The 22,022-nt window shown below is 67.0% G+C and carries 25 protein-coding genes, 6 tRNA genes and 1 riboswitch; of the genes, 12 read left to right on the top strand and 19 right to left on the bottom strand.

Features of this window, described 5'->3' with window-relative positions:
- Positions 1-95 precede the first annotated feature (95 nt).
- From PV768_RS15370 to hisI, 3 genes are all read right to left on the bottom strand, one after another.
- Complete coding sequence (locus tag PV768_RS15370) at positions 96-731, bottom strand: Trp biosynthesis-associated membrane protein (protein ID WP_323057345.1); 636 nt, start codon at positions 729-731, stop codon at positions 96-98.
- Positions 728-2,290 carry an anthranilate synthase component I gene (locus PV768_RS15365; RefSeq protein ID WP_321215983.1) on the bottom strand — a complete coding sequence of 521 codons (1,563 nt, stop codon included), beginning with the start codon at positions 2,288-2,290 and terminating at the stop codon, positions 728-730. The genes PV768_RS15370 and PV768_RS15365 overlap by 4 nt, the downstream gene beginning before the upstream one ends.
- Positions 2,291-2,428: 138 nt before the next feature.
- On the bottom strand, positions 2,429-2,872 hold the full coding sequence (gene hisI, locus PV768_RS15360) for a phosphoribosyl-AMP cyclohydrolase (RefSeq protein ID WP_157238440.1): 444 nt from the start codon (positions 2,870-2,872) through the stop codon (positions 2,429-2,431).
- Between the two features lie 112 nt (positions 2,873-2,984).
- On the opposite strand from hisI, the gene PV768_RS15355 reads away from it, so the two are divergent.
- Positions 2,985-3,629, top strand: a complete 645-nt coding sequence (locus PV768_RS15355) for a TIGR03085 family metal-binding protein (RefSeq protein WP_421093450.1) — start codon at positions 2,985-2,987, stop codon at positions 3,627-3,629.
- A 73-nt stretch (positions 3,630-3,702) separates the two neighbouring features.
- Here the strand turns inward: PV768_RS15355 and hisF are convergent, their stop codons facing one another.
- The 14 genes from hisF to PV768_RS15285 all read right to left on the bottom strand — a co-directional run bounded on the left by hisF (position 3,703) and on the right by PV768_RS15285 (position 14,927).
- On the bottom strand, positions 3,703-4,479 hold the full coding sequence (gene hisF / locus PV768_RS15350) for an imidazole glycerol phosphate synthase subunit HisF (RefSeq protein ID WP_157238442.1): 777 nt from the start codon (positions 4,477-4,479) through the stop codon (positions 3,703-3,705).
- A 16-nt stretch (positions 4,480-4,495) separates the two neighbouring features.
- Entirely contained in the window at positions 4,496-5,356 is an 861-nt protein-coding gene (gene hisG / locus PV768_RS15345; RefSeq protein WP_157238443.1) for an ATP phosphoribosyltransferase, read from the bottom strand.
- Between the two features lie 91 nt (positions 5,357-5,447).
- Positions 5,448-5,711 carry a phosphoribosyl-ATP diphosphatase gene (locus PV768_RS15340; protein WP_009358176.1) on the bottom strand — a complete coding sequence of 88 codons (264 nt, stop codon included), beginning with the start codon at positions 5,709-5,711 and terminating at the stop codon, positions 5,448-5,450.
- A gap of 101 nt (positions 5,712-5,812) precedes the next feature.
- Positions 5,813-6,301 carry a 6,7-dimethyl-8-ribityllumazine synthase gene (gene ribH, locus PV768_RS15335; protein ID WP_157238444.1) on the bottom strand — a complete coding sequence of 163 codons (489 nt, stop codon included), beginning with the start codon at positions 6,299-6,301 and terminating at the stop codon, positions 5,813-5,815.
- A gap of 52 nt (positions 6,302-6,353) precedes the next feature.
- Positions 6,354-7,094 carry a GTP cyclohydrolase II gene (gene ribA / locus PV768_RS15330; protein ID WP_321215981.1) on the bottom strand — a complete coding sequence of 247 codons (741 nt, stop codon included), beginning with the start codon at positions 7,092-7,094 and terminating at the stop codon, positions 6,354-6,356.
- Entirely contained in the window at positions 7,091-7,843 is a 753-nt protein-coding gene (gene ribB / locus PV768_RS15325) for a 3,4-dihydroxy-2-butanone-4-phosphate synthase (RefSeq protein WP_421093449.1), read from the bottom strand. The genes ribA and ribB overlap by 4 nt, the downstream gene beginning before the upstream one ends.
- Positions 7,840-8,484: a riboflavin synthase gene (locus PV768_RS15320; protein ID WP_157238447.1), complete on the bottom strand. Its 645-nt coding sequence runs from the start codon at positions 8,482-8,484 to the stop codon at positions 7,840-7,842. Before PV768_RS15320 ends, ribB begins: the two co-directional genes overlap by 4 nt.
- A complete protein-coding gene (ribD, locus tag PV768_RS15315; RefSeq protein ID WP_323057415.1) occupies positions 8,484-9,551 on the bottom strand; it encodes a bifunctional diaminohydroxyphosphoribosylaminopyrimidine deaminase/5-amino-6-(5-phosphoribosylamino)uracil reductase RibD in 1,068 nt (355 codons plus the stop codon). The genes PV768_RS15320 and ribD overlap by 1 nt, the downstream gene beginning before the upstream one ends.
- A 290-nt stretch (positions 9,552-9,841) precedes the next feature.
- A riboswitch (FMN riboswitch) is annotated at positions 9,842-9,991 on the bottom strand.
- Between the two features lie 39 nt (positions 9,992-10,030).
- Positions 10,031-10,711 (bottom strand): ribulose-phosphate 3-epimerase, encoded by a 681-nt coding sequence (gene rpe, locus PV768_RS15310; protein ID WP_323057416.1) that lies wholly within the window; start codon positions 10,709-10,711, stop codon positions 10,031-10,033.
- Positions 10,712-10,729: 18 nt separating this feature from the next.
- On the bottom strand, positions 10,730-12,304 hold the full coding sequence (locus PV768_RS15305; RefSeq protein ID WP_421093448.1) for an RsmB/NOP family class I SAM-dependent RNA methyltransferase: 1,575 nt from the start codon (positions 12,302-12,304) through the stop codon (positions 10,730-10,732).
- Positions 12,301-13,221: a methionyl-tRNA formyltransferase gene (gene fmt / locus PV768_RS15300; RefSeq protein ID WP_421093447.1), complete on the bottom strand. Its 921-nt coding sequence runs from the start codon at positions 13,219-13,221 to the stop codon at positions 12,301-12,303. The genes PV768_RS15305 and fmt overlap by 4 nt, the downstream gene beginning before the upstream one ends.
- A complete protein-coding gene (gene def / locus PV768_RS15295; protein WP_421093446.1) occupies positions 13,218-13,829 on the bottom strand; it encodes a peptide deformylase in 612 nt (203 codons plus the stop codon). The genes fmt and def overlap by 4 nt, the downstream gene beginning before the upstream one ends.
- A 63-nt stretch (positions 13,830-13,892) precedes the next feature.
- Positions 13,893-14,753, bottom strand: a complete 861-nt coding sequence (locus PV768_RS15290) for a cytochrome (RefSeq protein ID WP_321215976.1) — start codon at positions 14,751-14,753, stop codon at positions 13,893-13,895.
- 102 nt (positions 14,754-14,855) lie between these two features.
- Positions 14,856-14,927: transfer RNA gene (locus PV768_RS15285), tRNA-Val, on the bottom strand.
- Positions 14,928-15,224: 297 nt separating this feature from the next.
- Between PV768_RS15285 and PV768_RS15280 the strand changes: the two genes are divergently transcribed.
- The 6 genes from PV768_RS15280 (at position 15,225) to PV768_RS15255 (ending at position 16,195) form a co-directional block, all read left to right on the top strand.
- Positions 15,225-15,297, top strand: a tRNA-Gly gene (locus PV768_RS15280).
- Between the two features lie 47 nt (positions 15,298-15,344).
- Positions 15,345-15,415, top strand: a tRNA-Cys gene (locus PV768_RS15275).
- 39 nt (positions 15,416-15,454) lie between these two features.
- A tRNA-Val gene (locus tag PV768_RS15270) sits at positions 15,455-15,529 on the top strand.
- Positions 15,530-15,587: 58 nt separating this feature from the next.
- Positions 15,588-15,660, top strand: a tRNA-Gly gene (locus PV768_RS15265).
- A 40-nt stretch (positions 15,661-15,700) separates the two neighbouring features.
- Positions 15,701-15,772: transfer RNA gene (locus PV768_RS15260), tRNA-Val, on the top strand.
- 159 nt (positions 15,773-15,931) lie between these two features.
- Positions 15,932-16,195, top strand: a complete 264-nt coding sequence (locus PV768_RS15255; protein ID WP_321215975.1) for an antitoxin — start codon at positions 15,932-15,934, stop codon at positions 16,193-16,195.
- A gap of 136 nt (positions 16,196-16,331) precedes the next feature.
- On the opposite strand, the gene zapE is transcribed toward PV768_RS15255, so the two are convergent.
- Positions 16,332-17,369: a cell division protein ZapE gene (gene zapE / locus PV768_RS15250; RefSeq protein ID WP_157238452.1), complete on the bottom strand. Its 1,038-nt coding sequence runs from the start codon at positions 17,367-17,369 to the stop codon at positions 16,332-16,334.
- A gap of 216 nt (positions 17,370-17,585) precedes the next feature.
- On the opposite strand from zapE, the gene PV768_RS15245 reads away from it, so the two are divergent.
- The 3 genes from PV768_RS15245 to ybaK are packed head-to-tail and all read left to right on the top strand — an operon-like array spanning position 17,586 to position 19,534.
- On the top strand, positions 17,586-18,509 hold the full coding sequence (locus PV768_RS15245) for a sulfurtransferase (RefSeq protein WP_157238453.1): 924 nt from the start codon (positions 17,586-17,588) through the stop codon (positions 18,507-18,509).
- A 38-nt stretch (positions 18,510-18,547) separates the two neighbouring features.
- Positions 18,548-19,006 (top strand): SufE family protein, encoded by a 459-nt coding sequence (locus PV768_RS15240; RefSeq protein ID WP_421093445.1) that lies wholly within the window; start codon positions 18,548-18,550, stop codon positions 19,004-19,006.
- 21 nt (positions 19,007-19,027) lie between these two features.
- Positions 19,028-19,534, top strand: coding sequence for a Cys-tRNA(Pro) deacylase (ybaK, locus tag PV768_RS15235; RefSeq protein WP_157238455.1), 507 nt, complete (start codon positions 19,028-19,030; stop codon positions 19,532-19,534).
- Here the strand turns inward: ybaK and PV768_RS15230 are convergent.
- Positions 19,511-20,791 (bottom strand): alpha/beta hydrolase family protein, encoded by a 1,281-nt coding sequence (locus PV768_RS15230; RefSeq protein ID WP_157238456.1) that lies wholly within the window; start codon positions 20,789-20,791, stop codon positions 19,511-19,513. The two genes, ybaK and PV768_RS15230, sit on opposite strands and share 24 nt — an antisense overlap.
- A 124-nt stretch (positions 20,792-20,915) precedes the next feature.
- Between PV768_RS15230 and PV768_RS15225 the strand changes: the two genes are divergently transcribed.
- Both PV768_RS15225 and msrB read left to right on the top strand, forming a co-directional pair.
- Entirely contained in the window at positions 20,916-21,407 is a 492-nt protein-coding gene (locus tag PV768_RS15225) for a hypothetical protein (RefSeq protein ID WP_157238457.1), read from the top strand.
- Positions 21,408-21,421: 14 nt separating this feature from the next.
- Positions 21,422-21,943, top strand: coding sequence for a peptide-methionine (R)-S-oxide reductase MsrB (gene msrB / locus PV768_RS15220; protein WP_421093444.1), 522 nt, complete (start codon positions 21,422-21,424; stop codon positions 21,941-21,943).
- Positions 21,944-22,022: the final 79 nt, after the last annotated feature.

The following is a 22,022-nucleotide window of genomic DNA, read 5'->3' as shown; positions in this document are numbered from 1 at the left end:
CTCAGGGTGAATACTGCTTACATTCTGCCATTTTTTGGCCGGTGACCGGTTATCCGCCGGGACCCTGCCGGGAGCGGCGGTGCGTATCCGCCGGGTCAGGTGGGATCGTCGCCCCGTGACAGCCGGTCCCAGCTGTCGATTTCATCCACGGGACCGGAGGCGGCAACGCTGCCCGTGGCCGGCACGTCATATTTCGTCCGCGCCTTCCAGTGCCGCGCGGCGAAGGGAATAACCAGCGCGGCGAGGGCCAGCAGGCAGCCTGCGACGACGGCGAGGACGGGAAAGGCGGTGACGGCAACAAGCGCCTGGCTTCCGGTGATGCCGGTCGCTTCCGCAATGGAGCCCTGGGCGGCCGCCAGCGGGTTGGCCAGGACTGTTGCTGCTGCGGCAACAATTCCAGCGGAGGCAAGGACAATGATGGCGGTGATGATCCACCGCGCAATCCTGCCCGCTATGGCTGCCGCCAGGCCGCCGGCGAGGGCCACCAGCGCCAGCGCAGTGACGGTGGTGGCAGCCTTGCTTCCCTGGACCTCAAGCGCGTCCTGCGCGGCCCCGGCCTGGCCCACCTGGTTCGGATCGAGCGTGACGGTCATCCAGGTTTGGGTGGTGGTGCCGAAGACCGCCAGCGCCAGGACCGCAATAAGCAGCACCAGCGTGGACTTGCGTGCCCACGCCGGCGTGCGCCTGCCGGCAGTCCCCGTTTGCGCTGCCGCCGGTCCGCTGCCAGTCACCGGGAGTCCGCCCCGGGCAGCGAGTCCGCCGAAATGTTCTGCAGGGAACCGGCCGTGTGGACCGCCCGGAGCGGTGCCGCTGCCTTGTTGACCGTTTCCAGGGCCTCCGTCGGGTTGACCGAATCAGCAACGATCCCGCCTCCGGCCTGGACGTACGCACGCCCGTCCCGGATCAGCGCCGAACGGATGGCAATGGCCATGTCCATGTCGCCGGCGAAGTCCAGGTAGCCCACCACGCCGCCGTAGATACCCCGGCGATGCGGCTCGAGTTCGTCCAGGAGGCGCAGGGCGCGGGGTTTCGGGGCCCCGGACAGGGTGCCGGCCGGGAACGTGGCCTTGAGCACGTCATAGGCCTTGGCCTTGGGCGAGAGCCGGCCAACGACGGTGGACACCAGGTGCATGATGTGGCTGAAGCGTTCCACCTCCATGAACTGCGTGACGTCCACGGTTCCCGCTACGCAGACCTTGGAGAGATCGTTGCGTGAGAGGTCCACGAGCATCAGGTGTTCGGCGCGTTCCTTCTGGTCCGCCAGCAACTCGTCGGCGAGGGCTTTGTCCGCCTCCACCGTCTTGCCCCGCGGGCGCGAGCCGGCGATGGGGTGGGTGATGACTTCTTCACCGGTCACCGTGACGAGGGCCTCCGGCGAGGAACCCACAATCGAGTACTCCCGGCCGTCGGCGTCCTCGAGGCTGAAAATGTACATGTATGGGCTGGGGTTGGTGTTCCGCAGGACCCGGTAGACGTCCAAGGCGGACGCCTTGCATTCCATCTCGAAGCGGCGCGAGATGACCACCTGGAACACCTCACCGTCAACGATGGCTTCCTTGCCACGGTCCAGGGCCGCCAGGTACTCGGCTTCGTCCCAGCGTTCCTGGACGCTGGAGGCGAAGTCCAGTGCCGCCGGAGCGAGGACGGACACGGGCTGCGCAACGGGGCTGCTGACCTTGGCAAGGAGCGCCTTGACCCTGGCCACGGCATCGTGCCAGGCCTCATCCACCCGTTCGGAGCTGTTGTCGAAGTTGATGGCGTTGGCAATGAGCAGCACCGTGCCGTCAACGTTGTCGTGGACGGCCATGTCGGTCACCAGGTTCAGCGCCATTTCCGGCAGGTGCAGGTCGTCCTCCGGCGGGCTCACCAGGCGTTCCCAGTGCCGGACGGTCTCCCAGCCCAGGAATCCCACCAGGCCGGAGGTGAACGGCGGCAGCCCCTCGAACCTGTCGGTGCGGAGGGCTTCGATGGTGTCGCGGATGGCGTCGACGGGGCTGCCGTCCACGGGGACACCCGCCGGCGGTTCACCCAGCCAGTGCGCCTGGCCGTCCTTGGTGGTCAATGTTGCCCGGGATTTGGCGCCGATGAACGAGTAACGGGACCAGGCGCCGCCCACCGCAGCGGATTCCATCAGGAAGGTGCCAGGCTGCCCCTGCGCCAGCTTGCGGTAAAGGCCGATGGGCGTCTCGGCGTCCGCGAGCACCTTGAGCCGGACGGGGATGACGCGGCTGTGGCCGGCCAGTTCCCGGAACTCCTCAAGGCCGGGGCTGATGATTCCAAGGTCCTGCATGGCTATGCTGTTCCGCCTGTTCTGGTAGGGGCCGGTTCTGGAAGGGCCAGGTGCCTGGGGCCGGGAATCCCGGCGGTGGTTGTGCTTGGAGGGGGTGGCCCGGCCCCCTTCCGCAGCGGGCTGCGGTCAGAAAAAGGGTCAGCCTGCCTGGCCTGTGGCAACAGCCAGGTCCCGGCCGTCGAAGCACGTGCGTGTGCCGGTGTGGCACGCGGCCCCCACCTGGTCAACGCGCACAAGCAGCGCGTCGCCGTCGCAGTCCATCGCCACCGATTTGACCCACTGCACATGCCCGGAGGTGTCCCCCTTGCGCCAGTACTCCTGGCGGGAGCGCGAGTAGAAGGTAACGCGGCCGGTGGTCATGGTCCGGTGCAGGGCTTCGTCATCCATCCAGCCCAGCATCAGGACCTCGTTGGTGTCGTACTGCTGGACGACGGCGGCCACCAGGCCGGCGCTGTCACGCTTCAGCGCGGCTGCCAGCTCCGCGGGAAGCGGGCTCGCCAGCGGAGCCGGGGACTGGCCGGGCGAAGTGGCTGCGGGCGCGGCAATACCGGGGTTCAGGACGGGGGCGGGCTGCTCAGACATCAGGTCAAGTCTAGTGCCTCCACCCGGCCCCCGATTGTGTGTGAACGACGGCACGCCAGCAGGGGCGGACGTGCTGCCCAACCCTGCGCGTGTCGTGCTAGTTTCACAAGTGATGCATTTCGTCGAACCGTCCCGAGAAGTCCTTGCCGAGACCCTGCTTGCGGCGGGACCTGACGCGCCCACGCTCTGCAAGGGCTGGCGTACCAGAGACCTTGCCGCCCACCTTTACCTGCGCGAACGCAAGGCGGCCGTGGGGCTGGGCCTGATCATCAAGCGCCTCGCCAAGGCCTCGGACCAGGCGACTGCCAAACTCGCCGCGAAGCTCACCACGCCCGAGGAGTACGCGAAACTCGTCAACACGTTCCGCGCGGGGCCCCCGGCACTGTCGCCGATGAACATCAAGGCGCTGGACGAAAGCTCCAACCTCATCGAGTACTTCGTCCACACGGAGGATATCCGCCGGGCGGTTGACCGCTGGGCGCCCCGGGCACTGGACGAGGCCTACTCGGAAGCCCTGTGGGACGAACTCGTCAAACGCGCCGCGATCCTGTACCGCGGTGTGGACCTGGGCATCGTCCTGGTGCGCCCGTCCGGGCCGCGCCATGTGGCCAAGCGGGCCCCTGTTTCGGTGGCCATCGTGGGCGAGCCGGGCGAACTGCTGATGCATGCCCACGGCCGGACCCGCCATGCGCTGGTGACCTTCGAAGGCCAGCCGGACGCCGTCGCGCTTCTCCAGTCAGCGGAAGTCGGGCTCTAAAAGCAACGCGGGGTCACTTCCGGCTCAATAAACCAAGGTTTTTGGGCTGGAAGTGACCCCGCGTTGCTATTGGTCAGCGGACTTCGAAACCCGCGTCCCGGATGGCGTCCTTGACCTGCGACATCATGTTGTCCGGGCCCCAGTGGAAGATGGATGCTGCCAGGACGGCGTCAGCTCCGGCCGCGACGGCGGGCGGAAAGTGCGCAGGCTCGCCCGCGCCGCCGGAAGCGATGATGGGCACCTTGACGGCGGCCCGGACCAGCTTGATCAGTTCGAGGTCGAACCCGTCCTTGGTGCCGTCGGCATCAATGGAGTTCAGCAGGATCTCCCCCACGCCGCGGTCCGCGGCTTCCCTGGCCCATTCAATGGCGTCGATCCCGGTGCCTGTGCGTCCGCCGTGGGTAGTCACTTCAAATCCCGACGGCGTTGGCCGGGATCCCGGGCGGGTGCGGCGGGCGTCCACGGACAGGACGAGGACCTGGGAACCGAAGTGCCGGGTAATCTCGTTGATGACATCCGGCCGCGCCACCGCCGCTGTGTTGATGGACGCCTTGTCCGCGCCGTAGCGCAGCAGCTTGTCCACCTCCGCGACTCCCCGCACGCCGCCCCCAACGCACAGCGGGATGAAGACCTCTTCGGCCGTCCTGCGGACTACATCGAACGTGGTTTCGCGGTTGCCGGAGGACGCCGTCACGTCCAGGAAGGTCAGTTCATCCGCCCCGGCGTTGTCGTAGCGGTGGGCGAGCTCCACGGGGTCGCCGGCGTCGCGCAGGCCCTCGAAGTTGACGCCTTTGACGACGCGCCCGGCGTCCACGTCGAGGCAGGGAATGACTCGTACAGCTACAGCCATGGGATTCTCCTGGAAATCAGATGCGGCAGGCGTGGATGCTGCTGACCAGGATGGCGCGGGCGCCGAGATCGTACAGCTCGTCCATGATCCGGTTGGTTTCCTTCTTGGGCACCATGGACCGGACGGCAACCCAGTCCGAGTCGCGCAGCGGCGAGACCGTGGGCGATTCCAGGCCGGGCGTGAGGGCAGCGGCCTGTTCCACGAGCTCCTTGCGGATGTCGTAGTCCATCAGCACGTACTGGCGTGCCACCAGCACGCCCTGGAGCCGGCGGATCAGGACCTCGATCTCCTTGGCCGTGCCGTTCGCGGCACCGCCTTCGCCGGTCCGGCGGATCAGGACGGCTTCGGACTTCAGGATGGGTTCGCCGAAGATCTCCATCCCGGCGGCCTTGAGGGTGTTGCCGGTTTCGACGACATCCGCGATGGCGTCCGCGACGCCCAGCCGGACCGAGGACTCCACGGCGCCGTCCAGGCGGACCACCTTGGCCTTGATGCCGCGCCCGGCAAGGTAGCCGCGGAGGAGGCCGTCGTAGCTCGTGGCAAGCCGCTTCCCTTCCAGTTCCTCAACCTTGGCGAAGTCTCCCACGGGACCCGCAAAACGGAACGTGGAGGCAGCAAAACCAAGCGGAAGGAGCTCTTCAGCCTCCACCTCGGCGTCCAGGAGCAGGTCGCGGCCGGTGATGCCGACGTCGAGCGTTCCCTGGCCGACGTACACGGCGATGTCGCGGGGACGGAGGAAGAAGAACTCAATCTCGTTGTCCGGGTCCACCATCACCAGCTCGCGGGAATCACGGCGCTGGCGGTACCCCGCTTCGGACAGCATGGCGGATGCGGCTTCGGACAGGGAGCCCTTGTTGGGGACGGCTACTCGCAGCATGGAAGGTCTTTCTGGGTGGAGGGAGGTCTAGGTGTGCAGGCAATGCAGGCCACGGCGGGCACCGGCGGCGTGGGGCGCGCCGGGCCGGTGGCTACAGATGCTTGTAGACGTCTTCCAGGGTGAGGCCTTTGGCGAGCATCAGGACCTGCAGGTGGTACAGCAGCTGGGAGATTTCCTCGGCCGCGGCTTCATCGGATTCATATTCGGCAGCCATCCACACTTCGGCTGCTTCCTCAACGACTTTCTTGCCGATGCCGTGAACACCGGACTCCAATTCAGCGACGGTGCGGGAGCCTTCCGGGCGGGTGGCTGCCTTCTCGCTGAGCTCAGCGAACAGCGTCTCGAAATTCTTCACGCCCTACAGCCTACTTGCTGCGGCGCAAAGGGCGCTTCCCGGGCCGTTGCATGACGGGCGCGATGTGAGCGAATACACACGCGCCCGCCATGCGGGGCGTGCTACTTGCCGTACTGCTTGAGCACAACGGCAGTGGCGAGGGCCGCGGTGACGGCCTCGTGGCCTTTGTCTTCCTTGGAGCCCGGCAGGCCCGCACGGTCCAGGCCCTGCTGTTCCGTATCGCACGTCAGGACGCCGAAGCCCACCGGGACTCCGGTGCGCACGCTGACATCGGTGAGGCCCGACGTCGCGGCCTGGCACACATAGTCAAAGTGCGGGGTTCCGCCACGGATGACGACGCCGAGGGCAACCACGGCGTCAAAGTGCGGCGCCAGCCGCGCGGCAGCCACGGGAAGCTCAAAGCTGCCGGGGACGCGCAGGACAGTGGGCTCGGCAATCCCGGCGTCCTTGGCGGCCCGCAGGGCGCCGTCCAGGAGGCCATCCATGATCTGCGTGTGCCAGCTTGCTGCCACGATGGCCAGCCGCAGCTGCGAGGTTTCCGCGGGGTTGAGGGTGGTGAGGTCGATGTCGGGGGCGCCGTGTCCGCTCATAAGTCAGTTCTGTTCCGTTCAGTCTTGTGGTGTGGTCAGTCTTGTGTTGCGGTCAGTCTTGTTCGTGGTCAAAGGAATCAGCGGCGGCGGGGACGGCGGCCACGTGGGTATCGAGCGTCAGCCGGTGCTCCATGCGGTCCTTCTTGGTCTGCAGGTACCGGATGTTCTGGTCGCGGGAGGGCACCTCCGTGGGGACCATCTCCACCACCCTGACACCGGCCTTCGCCAGCCTGTTCTGCTTGTCCGGATTGTTGCTCAGGAGCCGCACCTCGTGCAGCCCCATTTCCGCGAGCACCTGGGCGGCAGCCTTGTAGCAGCGGGCATCCACCGGCAGGCCCAGCTGCTCGTTGGCCTCGACGGTGTCGAAGCCGGCCTCCTGCAGCGCGTAGGCCTTGATCTTGTTGGCGAGGCCGATGCCGCGGCCCTCCTGGCCGCGCAGGTACAGCAGGGTGCCGCCCTGCTCGCCGATCATCTCCAGGGCGTAGGCAAGCTGTTCCCCGCAGTCGCAGCGGTAGGAGCCGAAGACATCCCCGGTCAGGCACTCGGAGTGCAGCCGGACCAGGGGTGCTTTCCCGTCCTTGGGCGGGTTGGGGGAGCTGACGGCAAGGTGCTCGTGGCCGGTGACCAGGTCCGTCCACGCCTGGGCAATGAAGTCGCCGAAAGCCGTCGGCAGCTGCACGATGGGTCCGCCGCTGACGGGATGGGGCATCTGGCCGTTGCCCGCCTCCAGGTGGTGGCCGTTGCCCGACCCTGACAGGTGGTGGCCGTTGCCCGAAGCTCCGGAAGCCGTCATCGTATCTCCTCTTCTCCGCCCGCGCGTCCTGCCCGGGTATTGCTGCCAACCGATGTGCCCGCTGCCTCGAGGTAGGCCACCAGGTCTTCAATCGAGATCAGTGGGCACCCGTGTTCGGCAGCGAAGGCGCGAAGCCCGTCCAGCCGCATCATCTCACCGTCGTCGTAGACAACTTCGGCGATTACGCCCACAGCTTCCAGTCCGGCGAGCCGGCACAGGTCCACGGCCGCTTCGGTGTGGCCGGGGCGTTCCCGCACTCCCCCTTTAACGGCCCGCAGCGGGAAAATATGCCCCGGACGGGTCACGGCCTCCGGGCCTGCCTGCGGATCCGCGAGGACGCGGGCCGTCAGGGCCCGGTCAGTTGCGGAGATCCCGGTGCTCACACCCACGGCGGCATCACAGGACACCGTGTAGGCCGTACCTTTGGCGTCCTCGTTGACCGCCACCATCGGCGGCAGTGCCAGGGCGTCCGCCCGGTCCCCGGACAGCGGAACACAGATAACACCGGAGCTGTAGCGGATGGTCCACCCCATCAGGGCCGGGGTGGCATGCTGGGCGGCGAAGATGATGTCGCCCTCGTTCTCCCGGTCCTCGTTGTCCACCACCAGCACAGGCCTGCCGGCGGCGATGGCCCGTACGGCTTCTTCGATGGTGTCGAGTCCAAGGGCAGCCGCTGGCCCGCCGGTTCGGGCAGCAGGGGCGGCGGATCCGGCCGGCCCTGCCTGTTCCAGCTTTACTGCGGCGTTCATCGGGTCCCTCCCTCAACGGCGGCGGGCGACGGGGCATTGAACGCCAGCAGGCGTTCGGTGTACTTGGCCAGGACGTCCACTTCCAGGTTCACCCGGCTGCCGGTGCTCTTGGCGCCGAGGCCGGTTTCAGCCAGGGTTGTGGGAATGAGCCCCACCTCAAACCAGGGCGCCTGCTCACTGGCCTCACTGACTGCGGTCACCGTGAGCGAGACGCCGTCGATGGCGATGGAGCCCTTTTCCGCTATGTAGCGCGCCAGGTTGGCGGGCACGCCGAACCGAAGCCGCTCCCAGTTGCCGAGGGCCTCGCGTTCCAGCAGCACCCCGACGCCGTCCACGTGCCCCTGCACCACATGCCCGTCAAGCCGGCCGCCGGCCGGAACGCAGCGTTCAAGGTTGACCGAATCACCCGGCGCAAGTTCGCCAATGGTGCTGCGGACCAGGGTTTCCCCCATCACGTCAACGCTGAATTCCTTGCCGTTGATCTCCGTGGCCGTGAGGCACACCCCGTTGACGGCGATGGAGCCGCCGAGCGCGAGCCCTTCGGTGGTGCCGGGCGCGTGGAGCCGTACGGTGGCGCTGGCGTTCCCGTCCCGCTCCACGGACAGGACGTGCCCTTGTTCGGCAATAATTCCGGTAAACATCAGTAGCCTCCCTGGGCTGGCTCCGCGCTGTCGCGGGTTGGTTGAGGATCCAGTGCAACGGTCCGTTGCGGTCTAAGGTGAAGTCGCAGGTCCCGGCCCAGCTTTCGCACGGCACCGCCGTCGGACCCGTCCCAGTCCCATTGCTGGGCATCGGCGAGGGTGGTGATCCCCAGGCTCCCGAGGGCCGGCGTACCGGAGCCCAGCAGGGTGGGCGCCAAATACACGATGAGTTCATCGACCAGCCCGGCAGAGAGGAACGCGCTCAGGATGCGCGAGCCTCCCTCCACCATGACGTGGCGTGTCCCGGATCGGTACAGCATGGTCAGTGCCTCGCGCGGGTCCCGGGTGCGGAGATGCGCCACCAGTCCGTCTGTTCCGCGTACGGCGGCGCCGGCGGGGACGTCCCGCAGCCCCATAACGGCCCGCACCGGCTGGCTCGCTGCCAGTGCTCCCGATGCGTTCCGGGCGGTGAGCCGCGGATTGTCCACCAGGACGGTCTGGGTGCCCACCAGGATGGCATCGATCCGGCTGCGGATGGCATGGTTGTCGGCCAGGGATTCCGGGCTGGAAATCCACTGGCTGGTGCCGTCCTCGGCCGCGATGCGGCTGTCCAGCGTCTGGGCGATGTGGAGGGTGACGAAAGGCCGTTTCGCCGTCACAGCCTCAAACCATTGGCGGTTCAGGTCCAGGGACTCCGCGGCCCCGAGCCCGCTGCGAACGCGGACGCCCGCGGCGCGCAGCGTTGCAGCTCCGCCTGCTGCCGGGTCATGCGGATCATCCACCGCGTACACCACGTCCGTTATTCCGGCGGCAATGATGGCCTCGGCGCAAGGGCCTGTGCGTCCCACGTGGTTGCAGGGTTCCAGGGTAACCACCATGGTGCAGCCGGAGAGATCCAGGCCCGCGGCTGTTGCCTGGCTGATCGCATCCGCCTCTGCATGCGCGGTGCCGGCGCCGCGGTGGAAACCGGTGACGAGGTGGCGGCCTGCAGGATCCACGACGACGGCGCCCACCAACGGGTTCGCCCCCCGCGGACCCCGCAGGGCTGCTTCGAGGGCAGCCCCCATGGCTCCGGACTCGGCAGCACTGAAGGCGGTAACCACCCCGTCAGCGTGCCCCGGGGGGTGGCTCGGATGCGGCTCCGTGCTGATTGCGTCAGCCGTGGCCGGGTTGCCCGCCGTCATGAGGCGACCGGCGCGGCGGCTGCGCCCTCCGGTGAAGCGGCAGGGTGTTTGGCATCGAAGAGCCATCGCTTGGGGTTCATTCCGTGTCGTTCCTTCCCTCTCGAACCGCGATGGCTCCGGGGGTTTACGACAGCAGAAGGCTGCGGCGCCGGAATGGCCCCACAGATACAGCTGTACGTGCTTCTCTCATCCAGACTTTAACTGTCGGTACCGGAATTTCACCGGTTCAACCGTCCGCCGGGATTTCCTTGCGGAAACCACCGGCTCGCGGGTCGCGGACTGTCACCGCCGGTTCGGACTTACACCGACCCCGGAGCACGTATGTGTGTTGCTATTGTGCCATAACCGGCACCGGCTCCCGGCTATTCCCCCGTCACCGCGTGTAACGTCCTGCCTGCCTCCCGGCGCAGCCTCTCGATGGCCGCGGCGGGGTCTTCGGCGCCGTAGACAGCGGAGCCGGCAACGAATACGTTGGCGCCTGCTTCCGCGGCCCGGACGATTGTTTCTTCGGTGATGCCGCCGTCAACCTGGATGGCCACCCCGATCCCGGAGCCGTCAATGGCAGCCCTGGCCCGCCGGATCTTGGGCAGGGTGAGGTCCAGGAAGGCCTGACCGCCGAAGCCGGGCTCCACCGTCATGATGAGCAGCATATCCAGCTCGGACAGCATGTCCAGGTAGGGCTCCACGGGGGTAGCCGGCCGGATTGCCATGCCGGCTTTCGACCCCCTGCTGCGAAGTTCGCGCGCCAGCTTCACGGGCGCGATCGACGCCTCCGCGTGAAACGTGACGGACGCCAGGCCGGCGTCGGCGAAGCCCGGCGCCCAACGGTCCGCGTCAGCGATCATCAGGTGCGCGTCCAGGGGTATGGGGCTCACCTCCTGGATGCGCTGCACCACAGGAAGTCCGATGGTCAGGTTGGGGACGAAGTGGTTGTCCATGACGTCCACGTGCACGGCGTCAGCGGTGCTGATGCGCTGCAGCTCGGCCTCCAGGTTGACGAAGTCGGCGGAGAGGATGCTCGGATTGATGCAGCATTGCGTCACGGGGGAACCTTTCACGGGTCAGGGCTTCTTATGGATGAGCGCGAGGAACATGGCGTCTGTGCCGTGGACATGCGGCCAGAGCTGGGCCGTGGAGTCATGCCCGGCGTCCAGCTTTCCGGGGAGGCTGACGGCGTCCAGCGCCGCTCCGGCGTCAAGGAGTTCCAGGTCTTCGCGTTTGCGGAGGGCATCAGCCACGACGGCCGTCGTCTCCGCCGGATGCGGAGAACAGGTCACATAGGCCACCACTCCCCCCGGACGAACTGCTGCCAGGGCGGAGGCCAGCAGCTCGCGCTGCAGTGGGCCGAGGTCCGCGAGGTCCTTGGGTGAACGGCGCCACCTGGATTCCGGCCGGCGCCGCAATGCGCCGAGGCCGCTGCAGGGGACGTCCACGAGGACACGGTCGAATGATTCGGGCGCTTCGGATCCGACCTCGCGGCCGTCTCCGGTCCGGACCTGCCAGGTTTCCGGCGGCACGGCCGAGAGCGCCTGGCTGACGAGCTTGGCGCGGTGGAGAGCGGGTTCGTTGGCCAGCAGCGTTGCGCCCCGCTGCCTGGCCAGGGCGCCCAGCAGGGCTGCCTTTCCGCCGGGGCCGGCGCAGAGGTCCAGCCACGCCTCCGCCTTCGAATTGCCTGTCCCGCCTGCCGGCACGTCGAGTTGAACGGCGGCCATGGCGCGGGCCACCAGCTGCGAGCCAACGTCCTGGACCCGGGTGGTTCCTTCCCGGACGGAGGAGTACCGCCCCAGGTCACCGCCGCTGGAAAGGGCAGAACCCTGGACGAGCTCGCCCGGAATGGCACCGTTCTCCAGCACCTCGTCCAGGTTGCCCAGGCCTGGCAGGGCCACCAGGTTGACCACGGGGGCGGCGTTGTCCGCTTCCAGGAGGTCGTTCACTTCGCTGGCCTGCCGGCCATGCGCCACCAGGGACTGGCGCATGGCGCGGACGATCCATTCCGGGTGGGCGTAGCGGAGTGCAGCGATTTTTGTTTCGTCGGTCTCTCCGGCCACCAGCACGTCCAGCCACTCCTCAAGGGTGCGCGCAGCAACCTTGCGGAGGACAGCGTTAATGAGCGCTGAGGGCCCTGCTCCGATCACGGCACGCGCCAGGCCGACGGTCTGGTCGAGGGCGGCGTGTGCAGGGACGCGCATGGCCAGCAGCTGGTGGGTTCCGATTCGCAGCGCGTCCAGGACTGCCGGGTCAAGCTGGTCAAGCGGGCGGTCCACGCAGCGCGCCAAGATGGCGTCGTAGGTGCCTTGGCCCCGCAGGGCACCGTACGTAAGTTCGGTGGCGAAGCCGGCGTCGCGCTTGTCCAGCCCGTGGTGGCGGATCCGTGCCGGCAGCACGAGGTTGGCGTAGGCGTCCTCGGCAGCGACGGCGCGCAGGACTTCGAAGGCCACCAGCCGCGCGGGATCGGCCCGGCGGGTCCGTTGGGAGGGCGCGTTTTCCGTGAAGCTGCGCTGCGGACCGCGGTTGCGTTCACGGCCCTGGGCATTCCGCCGGCTGCTGTCCCGGGGTCCCCCCTTGCCGCGGCCGCCGCCCGCGGCGCCGCGCCCGGCGTTGCCGCCTCCGCCTGGATTGCCGCCGGACGCGCTCATTCGAACACCACACTTTCAAGGGAAGCCATGCCGCGTGCCCAGTCGGCAGCAGCCATCATTTTTTTGCCCGCAGGCTGGATGCGGGTCAGTTCCACGGCGTGCGATCCCGTGCCGACCAGCACGCTCTTGCCTTCGAGGAACAGGGTCCCGGGGGCAAGGCCGGTGACATCGGGCCGCAGCCGGACCGGTTCCAGCTTGACGCGCTGTCCGTCCAGGAAGGTCCACGCACCGGGTTCGGGGGTTACGCCCCGGGCCTGCCGCCCGATCGCCAGCGCCGGATGGTTCCACTGAAGGTGGCCATCTTCAAGGGTCAACTTCGGCGCGTGGGAAACCTCGCCCGCCTGGGGTTGCGGGAAGGCCTTCCCTGCCTCGATGGCGGACAATGTCTGGGCCAGGAGCACGGCGCCGCTGTGGGACAGCCGCTCAAGGAGCTCTCCCGCAGTGTCCTCCGGCCCCACTGATTCCGTGAGGGTGCCGAACACGGGTCCCGTATCCAGTCCTTCCTCCAGCTGGAAGGTCACCGCTCCGGTGACATCGTCCCCTGCCATGATGGCGCGCTGTACCGGGGCCGCGCCGCGCCAGGCCGGCAGCAGGGAAAAGTGCAGGTTGATCCAGCCGTGCCGCGGGATCGCGAGGGCGGCCGGCGGAACCAGTCCGCCGTAGGCCACGATGGCGGCGACGTCAGGGTTTACCCCGGAAATCCTGGCCGTTGCCTCCGCGTCCACGCGGGCGGCGTGGATGACCTCGATTCCCAGGTCAGCCGCGCGCGCAGCGACGGGGGACGGCGTGAGCACGCGCTTGCGGCCCACGGGGGCATCCGGGCGCGTCAGGACAGCAGCAACCTCGAAGCCGGCTTTTACGAGCGCATCCAGCGAAGGGACGGCGACGGCGGGGGTTCCCGCAAACAGGACCCTCACCCTGCGCCGCCGGCTGCCCCGGCGCCGAAGCTCGAGCCCCGCGGGTAGCCTTGGGCGGGGCCGCCGAAACTGGACCCGACAGTCCTGGCGCGTTTCGTCGTCGTACGTTCGGCGATGGAGTCGTAGTTGGCGTTGCGGATGGACCGCAGGGCGGTTTTCCGGTCCTCACCCTCGAGCCGGTCCGTGTAGAGGATGCCGTCCAGATGGTCGTTCTCGTGCTGGAAGCAGCGGGCCAGGAGCCCCTCCCCCTCCACCGTGACAGGGTTGCCGTGCATGTCGACGCCGGTGACGCGCGTGGCGCGGAAACGCCGCACCGGAAAGCTGAGGCCGGGGATGGACAGGCAGCCTTCCACATGGTCGGGCTGGTAGTCCTCGCTGTTTTCCAGCACAGGATTGATGATGTGGCCCTCGACGCCGTCGATGCGGTAGGTAAAAACGCGCTGGCTTACGCCCACCTGCGGCGCGGCCAGGCCTGCACCGTCCACGTCCTCCATGGTTTCGGTCATGTCCGCGACCAGCTTGGCCAGCTCCGGCCCGAATTCCGTCACGGGATCGGCAACTGTGCGCAGCACAGGGTCACCAATGATGCGGATATTCAGGATAGCCATGCGCTGTAGTTCCTCACGATTAACGGCAAAGGGGACCAATCCAGTTTAGGCGCAGAGAAACTGCTAGGCCGTTTGCACCTGCGCCAGCGGCGGCGGGGCGATGGGAAGCAGCGCCGCGCCGGCGCTGATGGTGTCCGCAGACAGCTCCCAGACCCGGCGCAGGGCGCAGAACTTCCACCAGTGATGCTTCAGGACTTCCGGGTTGGCGCGCACGGGACGGACCTCCGTCTCACCGATGGCCACCGCCAGCAGGACAGGGTTTTCGCCGTACTGCCAGGGCTCCCACGTCCCTGCCTCGGGGTCCACCAGGCTTTCTTCGGCCTTCATGCCGGCCACCAGCTGCATCACAACTTTGTCATCGAGCGGCTTGACCAGGCCGTCCCGCGTGGTGCCCTTGGTCTTGTAATCGATCAGGCAGACGCGGCCGTTGATGCGGGCCACCAGGTCCAGGGTGCCGGCGTACCCCACGGCGTTGTTCCAGACGGTGATTTCCGGGGCGATGGGTTCCACCCGGAACAGCTCCCACCATTCATCGAACCGGACAGCGAAGGCCTCTTCCCCGTTGGCGGCCAAGGCCTCGCGGGCCTCCTTCATGGCGTGGGGACGCCCCAACGCACGAAGCGCCACCTGCTCGCAATAGTTATGTACCCGGTCCCCGCGCTTCGCCGCGTCATCGCGGTAGTTTTCGGCAGCCTTGGCCGCACGGTTGACGGCCTGCTTAATTTTGGCCGGGCTCCCCAGGCAGTCCGCCAGCAGCGGATCCTTGGCCAGGCTGCTCGCTCCCATGTACCCGAACCAGCCGTCCAGTCCGTGCGGCTGCTGGCTGATGACCGTGGTGATGGAGGGAACCGAGAACTGCTCCGACGTGGAGCGGGCGTACATCCGGCCGTATTCGGTGGCATGGGCGAGGAGTGGAGCTGTCATAGAAAAACTCTTTCACAGGGGGCCGACAAAATCTGCAGGCAGGATCCGCAAACAAAAAGGCCCGTTTCCGCTGCGAACGAGCGGAAACGGACCTCTGTGCGGTGGGCGATACTGGGTTCGAACCAGTGACCTCTTCGGTGTGAACGAAGCGCGCTACCACTGCGCCAATCGCCCTGATGCATTTGAATGCTAGCCGACGTTTACGTAATTCAAAAATCGCCGGCCTCGACCCGCCCGGGCCGCCCTGCTGCGGCCCCGCAACAGGGCAAGGGGAGAGCCAAAAGGTCCCCGTCCGCCGTCGTGAATTACACCCCTGTAACTCACCTGCTTCCGCGCCAGCACTGGGAAGCACGGTCACGCCGCGCGCATCTGGCGGGGGCGATTTGGAGAATCCCTGAACCTCCTATATTGTTTTTACTCGTTGGAACGCGAGGAAATGCCGGGAACGGCAAGGAATCAACCCTCCAAAATGCGGACGTAGCTCAGCTGGTAGAGCACCACCTTGCCAAGGTGGATGTCGCGAGTTCGAATCTCGTCGTCCGCTCGCAGGACACTGTCACAGCAAAAGTTCTCCGGAACCGACGCTTACACGGTGGGTTGGCCGAGAGGCGAGGCAGCGGCCTGCAAAGCCGTATACACGGGTTCGAATCCCGTACCCACCTCGGTGAAAACCATGGTTTCCGGATTGAACCGGATGCAATGGGCGATTGGCGCAGCGGTAGCGCGCTTCCCTGACACGGAAGAGGTCACTGGTTCGATCCCAGTATCGCCCACCAAGCAAGGAAACTTGCTTCATGCAGTACGCACCGGCTCCGGCCGGAACGCACTTCATACGCGGACGTAGCTCAGCTGGTAGAGCACCACCTTGCCAAGGTGGATGTCGCGAGTTCGAATCTCGTCGTCCGCTCTCTTACTCTAAAATCCCATAAGACCGGGCTTCCGGTTCCGGGCGATTGGCGCAGCGGTAGCGCGCTTCCCTGACACGGAAGAGGTCACTGGTTCGATCCCAGTATCGCCCACATGCAGCAGCTCCCCGGAGCTGCTTTTTTCTTGCCCGGTAGCCGGCATCCGCTACGGGCGAACGGCCAAAGCCCCCGGTTTCCTTGTTGGGTGTTCCCCGCGGGGCTAGGATCGAACGCGGAGGAGCGACCTGGCTCCGCGATTGAAGGGAGGTGCTCGTGGGACTGATTGACGATCTAAAGGGCAAGGCTCAGGGTCTCATCCGCGGCAACGAGCAGGCCATCAAGAACGGCATCAACAAGGCCGGTGATTTCGTCGACACCAAGACCGGAGGCAAGTACTCGGGCCACGTCGACAAAGTCCAGAATGGCGCTTCCAAGCTCATTGACAAGAACGGAACCCCGGGCCAGGCACCTGCCGCTGAGCAGGTTCCGCCGGTCACTCCCGTCAACCCGGTTCCGCCGGCTGACAGGACTCCGTAACAAGGATTTGGCCAGGGTCTTGCCCTAGCACGTCAAGGGGGTGCAGGTCCCGCCGGGAGGCGGCACCTGCACCTTTGGCGTTTAAGGACTGCCGGCATTCAAGGACGACGGCGGGTGGCCGGCAGCCGCCAGAGGCCTAGGACGGCTCGTGGTTCTGGCCCTCGCGGGCCAGCGCGGTGAGGCGGGAGACAGCGCGGAAGTACTTCTTCATGTAGCCGCCGGTCATCATGTCCTCGGTGAAGAGCTGGTCGAACGGCACGCCGCTGGCAAGGATGGGAACGTCCTTGTCGTACAGCCTGTCGGCAAGCACCACGAACCTGAGCGCCACAGCCTGCTCCGTGATGGTGTGCACGTTGCGCCACACCACCCCGTCAATGCCGTCGATCAGCTGGCGGTAGCGGCTGGGGTGCACCCCGGCCAGGTGCGCAATCAGGGTGCTGAACTCGTCCTGCGCAACCGTCTTTCCGTCGAACTCCGCCTTCATGTGGGAGGACAGTTCGCTGTTCTTCAGCGGGGCCGGCGCCGCGGGCAGGCCCCGGTGGCGGAAGTCTTCCCCGTCAATCCGGATGACGTCGAACTGGTCCGCCAGCACCTGGATCTCGCGCTGGAAGTCCACCGCCGCGAACCTGCCGTCGCCCAGCGATCCTGGCAGCGTGTTGGAGGTGGCTGCCAGTTTCACCCCGGCGTCGGCCAGCTCGCGCATCAGCCGGGACATCAGGACAGTGTCGCCCGGATCGTCGAGCTCGAATTCATCGATGCAGACAAGTTTGTAGCTGCTGAGCGCCTCAACGGTCTTGCGAAAGGACAGTGCACCCACCAGGTTGGTGTACTCCACGAACGTGCCGAAGGCCTTCGGGCCGGGCGCCGCGTGCCATAACGAGGCCAGCAGGTGGGTCTTGCCGACGCCGAACCCGCCGTCAAGGTAGATGCCGGCGCGGGAACCGTCCTTCTTCGCGAACAGTTTCTTGAACAGCCCCCCACCGCCGTTGGAACCGACGCCGTCGGCAAAGCCCTCCAACGCCCGCACGGCGGCGGACTGGCTGGGCTGCTTGGGATCGGGGCGGTAGCTGGCAAAGGAAACCTGGCCGAATCGCGGTGACGGGTAAAACCCTTTAAGGAGTTCATCCACCGAAACTGCCGGAGTGCGGGCGGCAAGCTGTTCGATCTGTACCAAGGTGGTCCGTTCTGCTGGTGGGTGGTCCCCAGAAAGGATACCGGCATTGCGCCCGGGCTTTTAATGCCGCAGGTCCCCGTGGCGGCCGGCGTGATGAAGGCAACATTGCGCCCTGTTAACGGAATGCGGACATGGCCCGGGGCGCTGGCTAGGGTGGAACCAGGTCCCCTTCAGGTCCAGCAGGCCGCCCGTGTCCTCAATGAAAGGCCAGGAAAAATGCCCTATCCCGTTGAACAGAATGAGAAGTTCGCCGCCTACGCCCACCCGGAGCGGCTGGTTTCCACGGAGTGGCTTGCTGCCGCCCTGGAAAGTGGCGCTGCCGCCAACGGAGAGCTGGTGGTAGTGGAATCCGACGAGGACGTGCTCCTGTACGAAACCGGCCACATCCCCGGCGCCGTAAAGATCGACTGGCACACGGACCTCAATGACGAAGTGACCCGCGACTACGTGGACGGGGCCGCGTTCGCGGAACTGGCGGCGTCGAAGGGGATTTCCCGTGACAGCACCGTGGTCATCTACGGAGACAAGTCCAACTGGTGGGCCGCCTACGCCCTGTGGGTCTTCACCCTTTTCGGCCACGAGGATGTGCGGCTCCTCGACGGCGGCCGGGACAAGTGGATTGCCGAAGGACGCGAACTCACCACGGAGAAGCCGGCACCTGCCAGGGCCGACTACCCGGTTGTTGAGCGCAACGACGCTCCCATCCGCGCCTTCAAGGAAGACGTCCTTGCGCACTTCGGCAAGCCGCTCATCGATGTCCGCTCCCCCGAGGAATACACCGGCCAGCGCACCCACATGCCGGCGTACCCGGAAGAAGGCGCCCTGCGCGGCGGCCACATTCCCACTGCTGCGTCGATCCCGTGGGCACGCGCTGCCGCCGCGGACGGCACCTACCGCAGCCGGGAGGAACTTGAAGCCCTCTATCTTGGCGAAGCAGGCCTGAAGGCAGGCGACGACGTCGTGGCCTACTGCCGTATCGGCGAACGTTCCAGCCACACCTGGTTCGCCCTCAAATACCTCCTCGGCTTCGACACCGTCCGTAACTACGACGGCTCCTGGACCGAATGGGGCAACGCCGTGCGCGTACCGATCGCCAAGGGTGCGGAACGCGGTTCCGTCCCTGCCGCCGTCGGCGCCTGACGCGGCCCGCGGCGGCGTAATTGCGTAGACTTGGACTGATGACTACTCAAGCCTTGCCTTCCGCCCTGGCGGCAATCGTGGATGACTTCCAGGCCCTCACTGAACCCGAGCGGCTCCAGTTGCTGCTGGAATTCTCCCAGGGCCTCCCGGAACTGCCGGACCGGCTCAAGGACCACCCCGAACTGCTGGAACAGGTCGTGGAGTGCCAGTCGCCGCTCTTCCTGACCATCGAGACGGAGAATGAGGGCGGCCCCGGCGCCGCCGTGCGGCTGTTCTTCAAGGCCCCTGCGGAGGCGCCCACAACACGCGGCTTCGCCGGCGTGCTCCATGAGGGCCTGGACGGGCTGTCCGCCGAGGAGATCCTCTCGGTTCCGGACGACATGCCCGAGCTCCTGGGGCTCACCAGGGCCATCACGCCCCTGCGCATGCGGGGCATGACCGCGATGCTGGGGAGGATCAAGCGCAGGGTCGCTGCGGCTACTGCCGGACGTTCCTAGCACCCGCGGCGGAAAGCACCCATGGCACGCAAGAGCGCAGCACAGGGAACCCCGGCAACAGCGGCTCTGGCCGCGGCCGGGGTTCCCTTTGTGCTCCACCCGTATACCCACGATCCCGCAGCCGCTAGCTACGGTGCGGAAGCGGCCGAGGTCCTGGGCGTCGATCCATCGAGGGTCTTCAAGACCCTCATGGTGGAAGTGGAGGGGCGGCTGGCCGTGGGAATCGTACCGGTCAGCGGAACCCTTGACCTGAAGGCGTTCGCCGCAGCACTGGGAGCCAAGAAGGCGGCAATGGCAGATCCCGCGGCGGCCCAACGGCGCACCGGCTACGTGCTCGGCGGCATTTCACCGCTGGGCCAGCGGCTGCCGTCCCCCACTGTGCTGGACGCCAGCGCCCTGGCGCTGGACACCCTGCTGGTCTCCGGTGGCAGGCGCGGGCTGGACATCGAGCTGGCACCGGCGGACCTGGTCCGCCTCACGGACGCCGTCACGGCCTCCATCAGCTCACTCGCCCCCGGAAGCCATTGAGCTCAAGGCGCCCGGGTTGAGCCTGGGAGCCAGCTGCTGCCGCAGCCAGGCCTTGACCTGGCCTTCCCAGCGGTCGGGGTCGACATTCCATTCCTTGGTGTGCCGGGCCTGGTGGAAGGGCTCGAAGGTCACCATCTCCGGGTTTCGCTCCGCAAGCAGGGCCGAAGGCTCGTAGGGCACATATTCGTCGTCCACGCTGTGGAGGATCAGGGTGGGCGTCCGCAGCTCAACTGCGCGGGACACCCAGTCCATCACCTTCAGGTCCACGGGCGCGGACAGTCCGGTGAGCCGCCTGCCCAGGGGGTGCCCCAGCATAAGCTGGCCATACCGCCCCACCAGGGAGGGGATCCTGTTCAGCTGTGCGTGGTGGGCCAGCACATTGACCCAGTCGGTGACGGGCGCATCGAGCACCATGGCCCGGATCAGGTGCCGGTAGCGGGACAGGTCGGCGGTCTGCAGGCAGATGGCGCCTCCCATCGACCAGCCGAACAGCACGATTTCTTCCGCCCCGTTGGCCAGCGCGTACTCGATGGCAGCTTCAATGTCACGCCATTCCGTGGAGCCCAGGCCGTAGCGGCCGTCGTCGGCGGATGGCGCCAGGCCGTCATTCCGGTAGGAAACCAGGAGGCTGGTGAGCCCCAGCTCCAGCGCGGGACCGACCGCGCGCAGCGCCTCCTGCCGGGTGGCGCCGCGTCCATGCACCATCACCGCCCAGGTTCGGGCCGTGCCGCCGGCGCGGACCAGCCAGGCGGGAGCCTGCCCGCGCTCTACGTCGATGCTGACATCCTCATAGGGAATTCCGGCGGCGGCAGGGTCCGGATAGACGGCCCCGCTCCACCAGCCGCGGCGCGCCGCGGAAAGATCGCCGGCGTATACCGCCTCAACCTCGCGCAGCACGGTCCTGTCGGCGGGCGAGTAGGAGACGATGCGGCCGATCCGTGCGTGCCCCTTGCCGCCGTCGAAGAAGAATCCGTAGACGCCGTCAACCGTGGTGTCGTCAGTCGCGGCAAAGATGGCCCGCTGCCCCTGGCCGTCCCTGATGACGGCAAGCATCTCCTGGTCCGACGTCCGCTGCCGGGCGGGAGTAATGACCCGGCGTGCGAAGTACACCGCCAGCGCCGACGAACCGGCGCCCAGGAGTCCGGCCAGGCCGCCCCCGCCGATCGCTCCCCCGATTGCCCATTTTGCCCGCAACGACATTCCACCGGTTTCGGGGCCATGAACGGGGGCGGGGCGGGTTCGCTGGAAAGGTGCCATGGAACTATTCTTACCGCCCGGGCACCGAAGCCCGCATTTCGCCGCGGACCGTCAGGCCTGCCCCTGCCCGTCGCCGGTGCGGCGCCCCCTGCGCATGGACCGGCTCCGGGACTAGGCTAGGGCCATGAGTGAACCGATCGTCATCCTGACCGAAGAACCCCTGGGGGCGGACGACCGCCTGAACATCGAGCGCCTGGTGGACGGGGCGGAAACGCGCCTGGTGGTGCTCGTGCCCGCAAACACCGAGCGGCACCTGCTGGTGGACTTCCTTGAAAACCTTTCGATGCTGGACATTGCCAAGGCATTCAGGGAGCTCACTGCCCACACCCCCGATCCCACGCAGGAGCGGGCACAGGCAGCGGAGACCCTGGCCGTATCCCTGGCCGCCCTGGAGGGACTGGGCACAGGCGTCACCGGGGAAATAGTGGATGGCGGGGCCGTCAACGGGCTGGTCGCCAAGGTCCGTGAAACCGGCGCCGGGCAGGCCGTGGTGATCACCCGGCCGCATGCCGTCGCTGACACCTTCCATACGGACTGGGCCAACAAGGCACAGGACCAACTGGGCGTGCCGGTACTCCACCTGTATGCAGGCTCGGGATTTATCGGCGACTCGTAAGCGTTGACAAGTCTATGAACATCTTCGGAAACAGCATCTTCGGAAACAAAGCCACGGAACCGCCGGCCACGGAGGCGCGTCCGGCCGGGGCCGGCGTCCCGGGCAACGGCGTGGAAAAAACCGACGCGCAATGGCGCGAGGAGCTCACGCCGGAGGAATACCACGTGCTCCGCCAGGCGGGAACCGAGCGTCCGTACACGGGCGAATACTGGGACACCCACACTGCCGGCGTGTACCAGTGCCGCGCCTGCGGAGCGGAACTGTTCACCAGCAACGAAAAGTTTGATTCCCACTGCGGCTGGCCGTCCTTCTGGGCCCCGCTTGCCGAAGGAAACGTCCGCTACATCCACGACCGCACGCTGGGAATGGACCGGGTAGAGGTCCGCTGCGCCACGTGCGACTCCCATCTGGGGCACGTGTTTGAAGGCGAGGGCTACGGGACCCCCACCGACCAGCGCTACTGCATCAACTCCATCTCCATCCGGCTGGTTCCCGCCGAGGAACCGCAGGTCAAAGGCCCGGAACAGGAGTCCTGATCCCGCAGGGAAAGACCTGCTCCGGGCACTGGAAACGGCTCTGAGCCAAAGTAATTCTTATGTTTGGCTACTTTTTCAA

The organism is Pseudarthrobacter sp. CC4, from assembly GCF_048957775.1.
Taxonomy (GTDB): Bacteria; Actinomycetota; Actinomycetes; order Actinomycetales; family Micrococcaceae; genus Arthrobacter.
The sequence above is the reverse complement of the archived record's forward strand: the minus strand, read 5'-3'. Positions and strand labels throughout refer to the sequence as shown.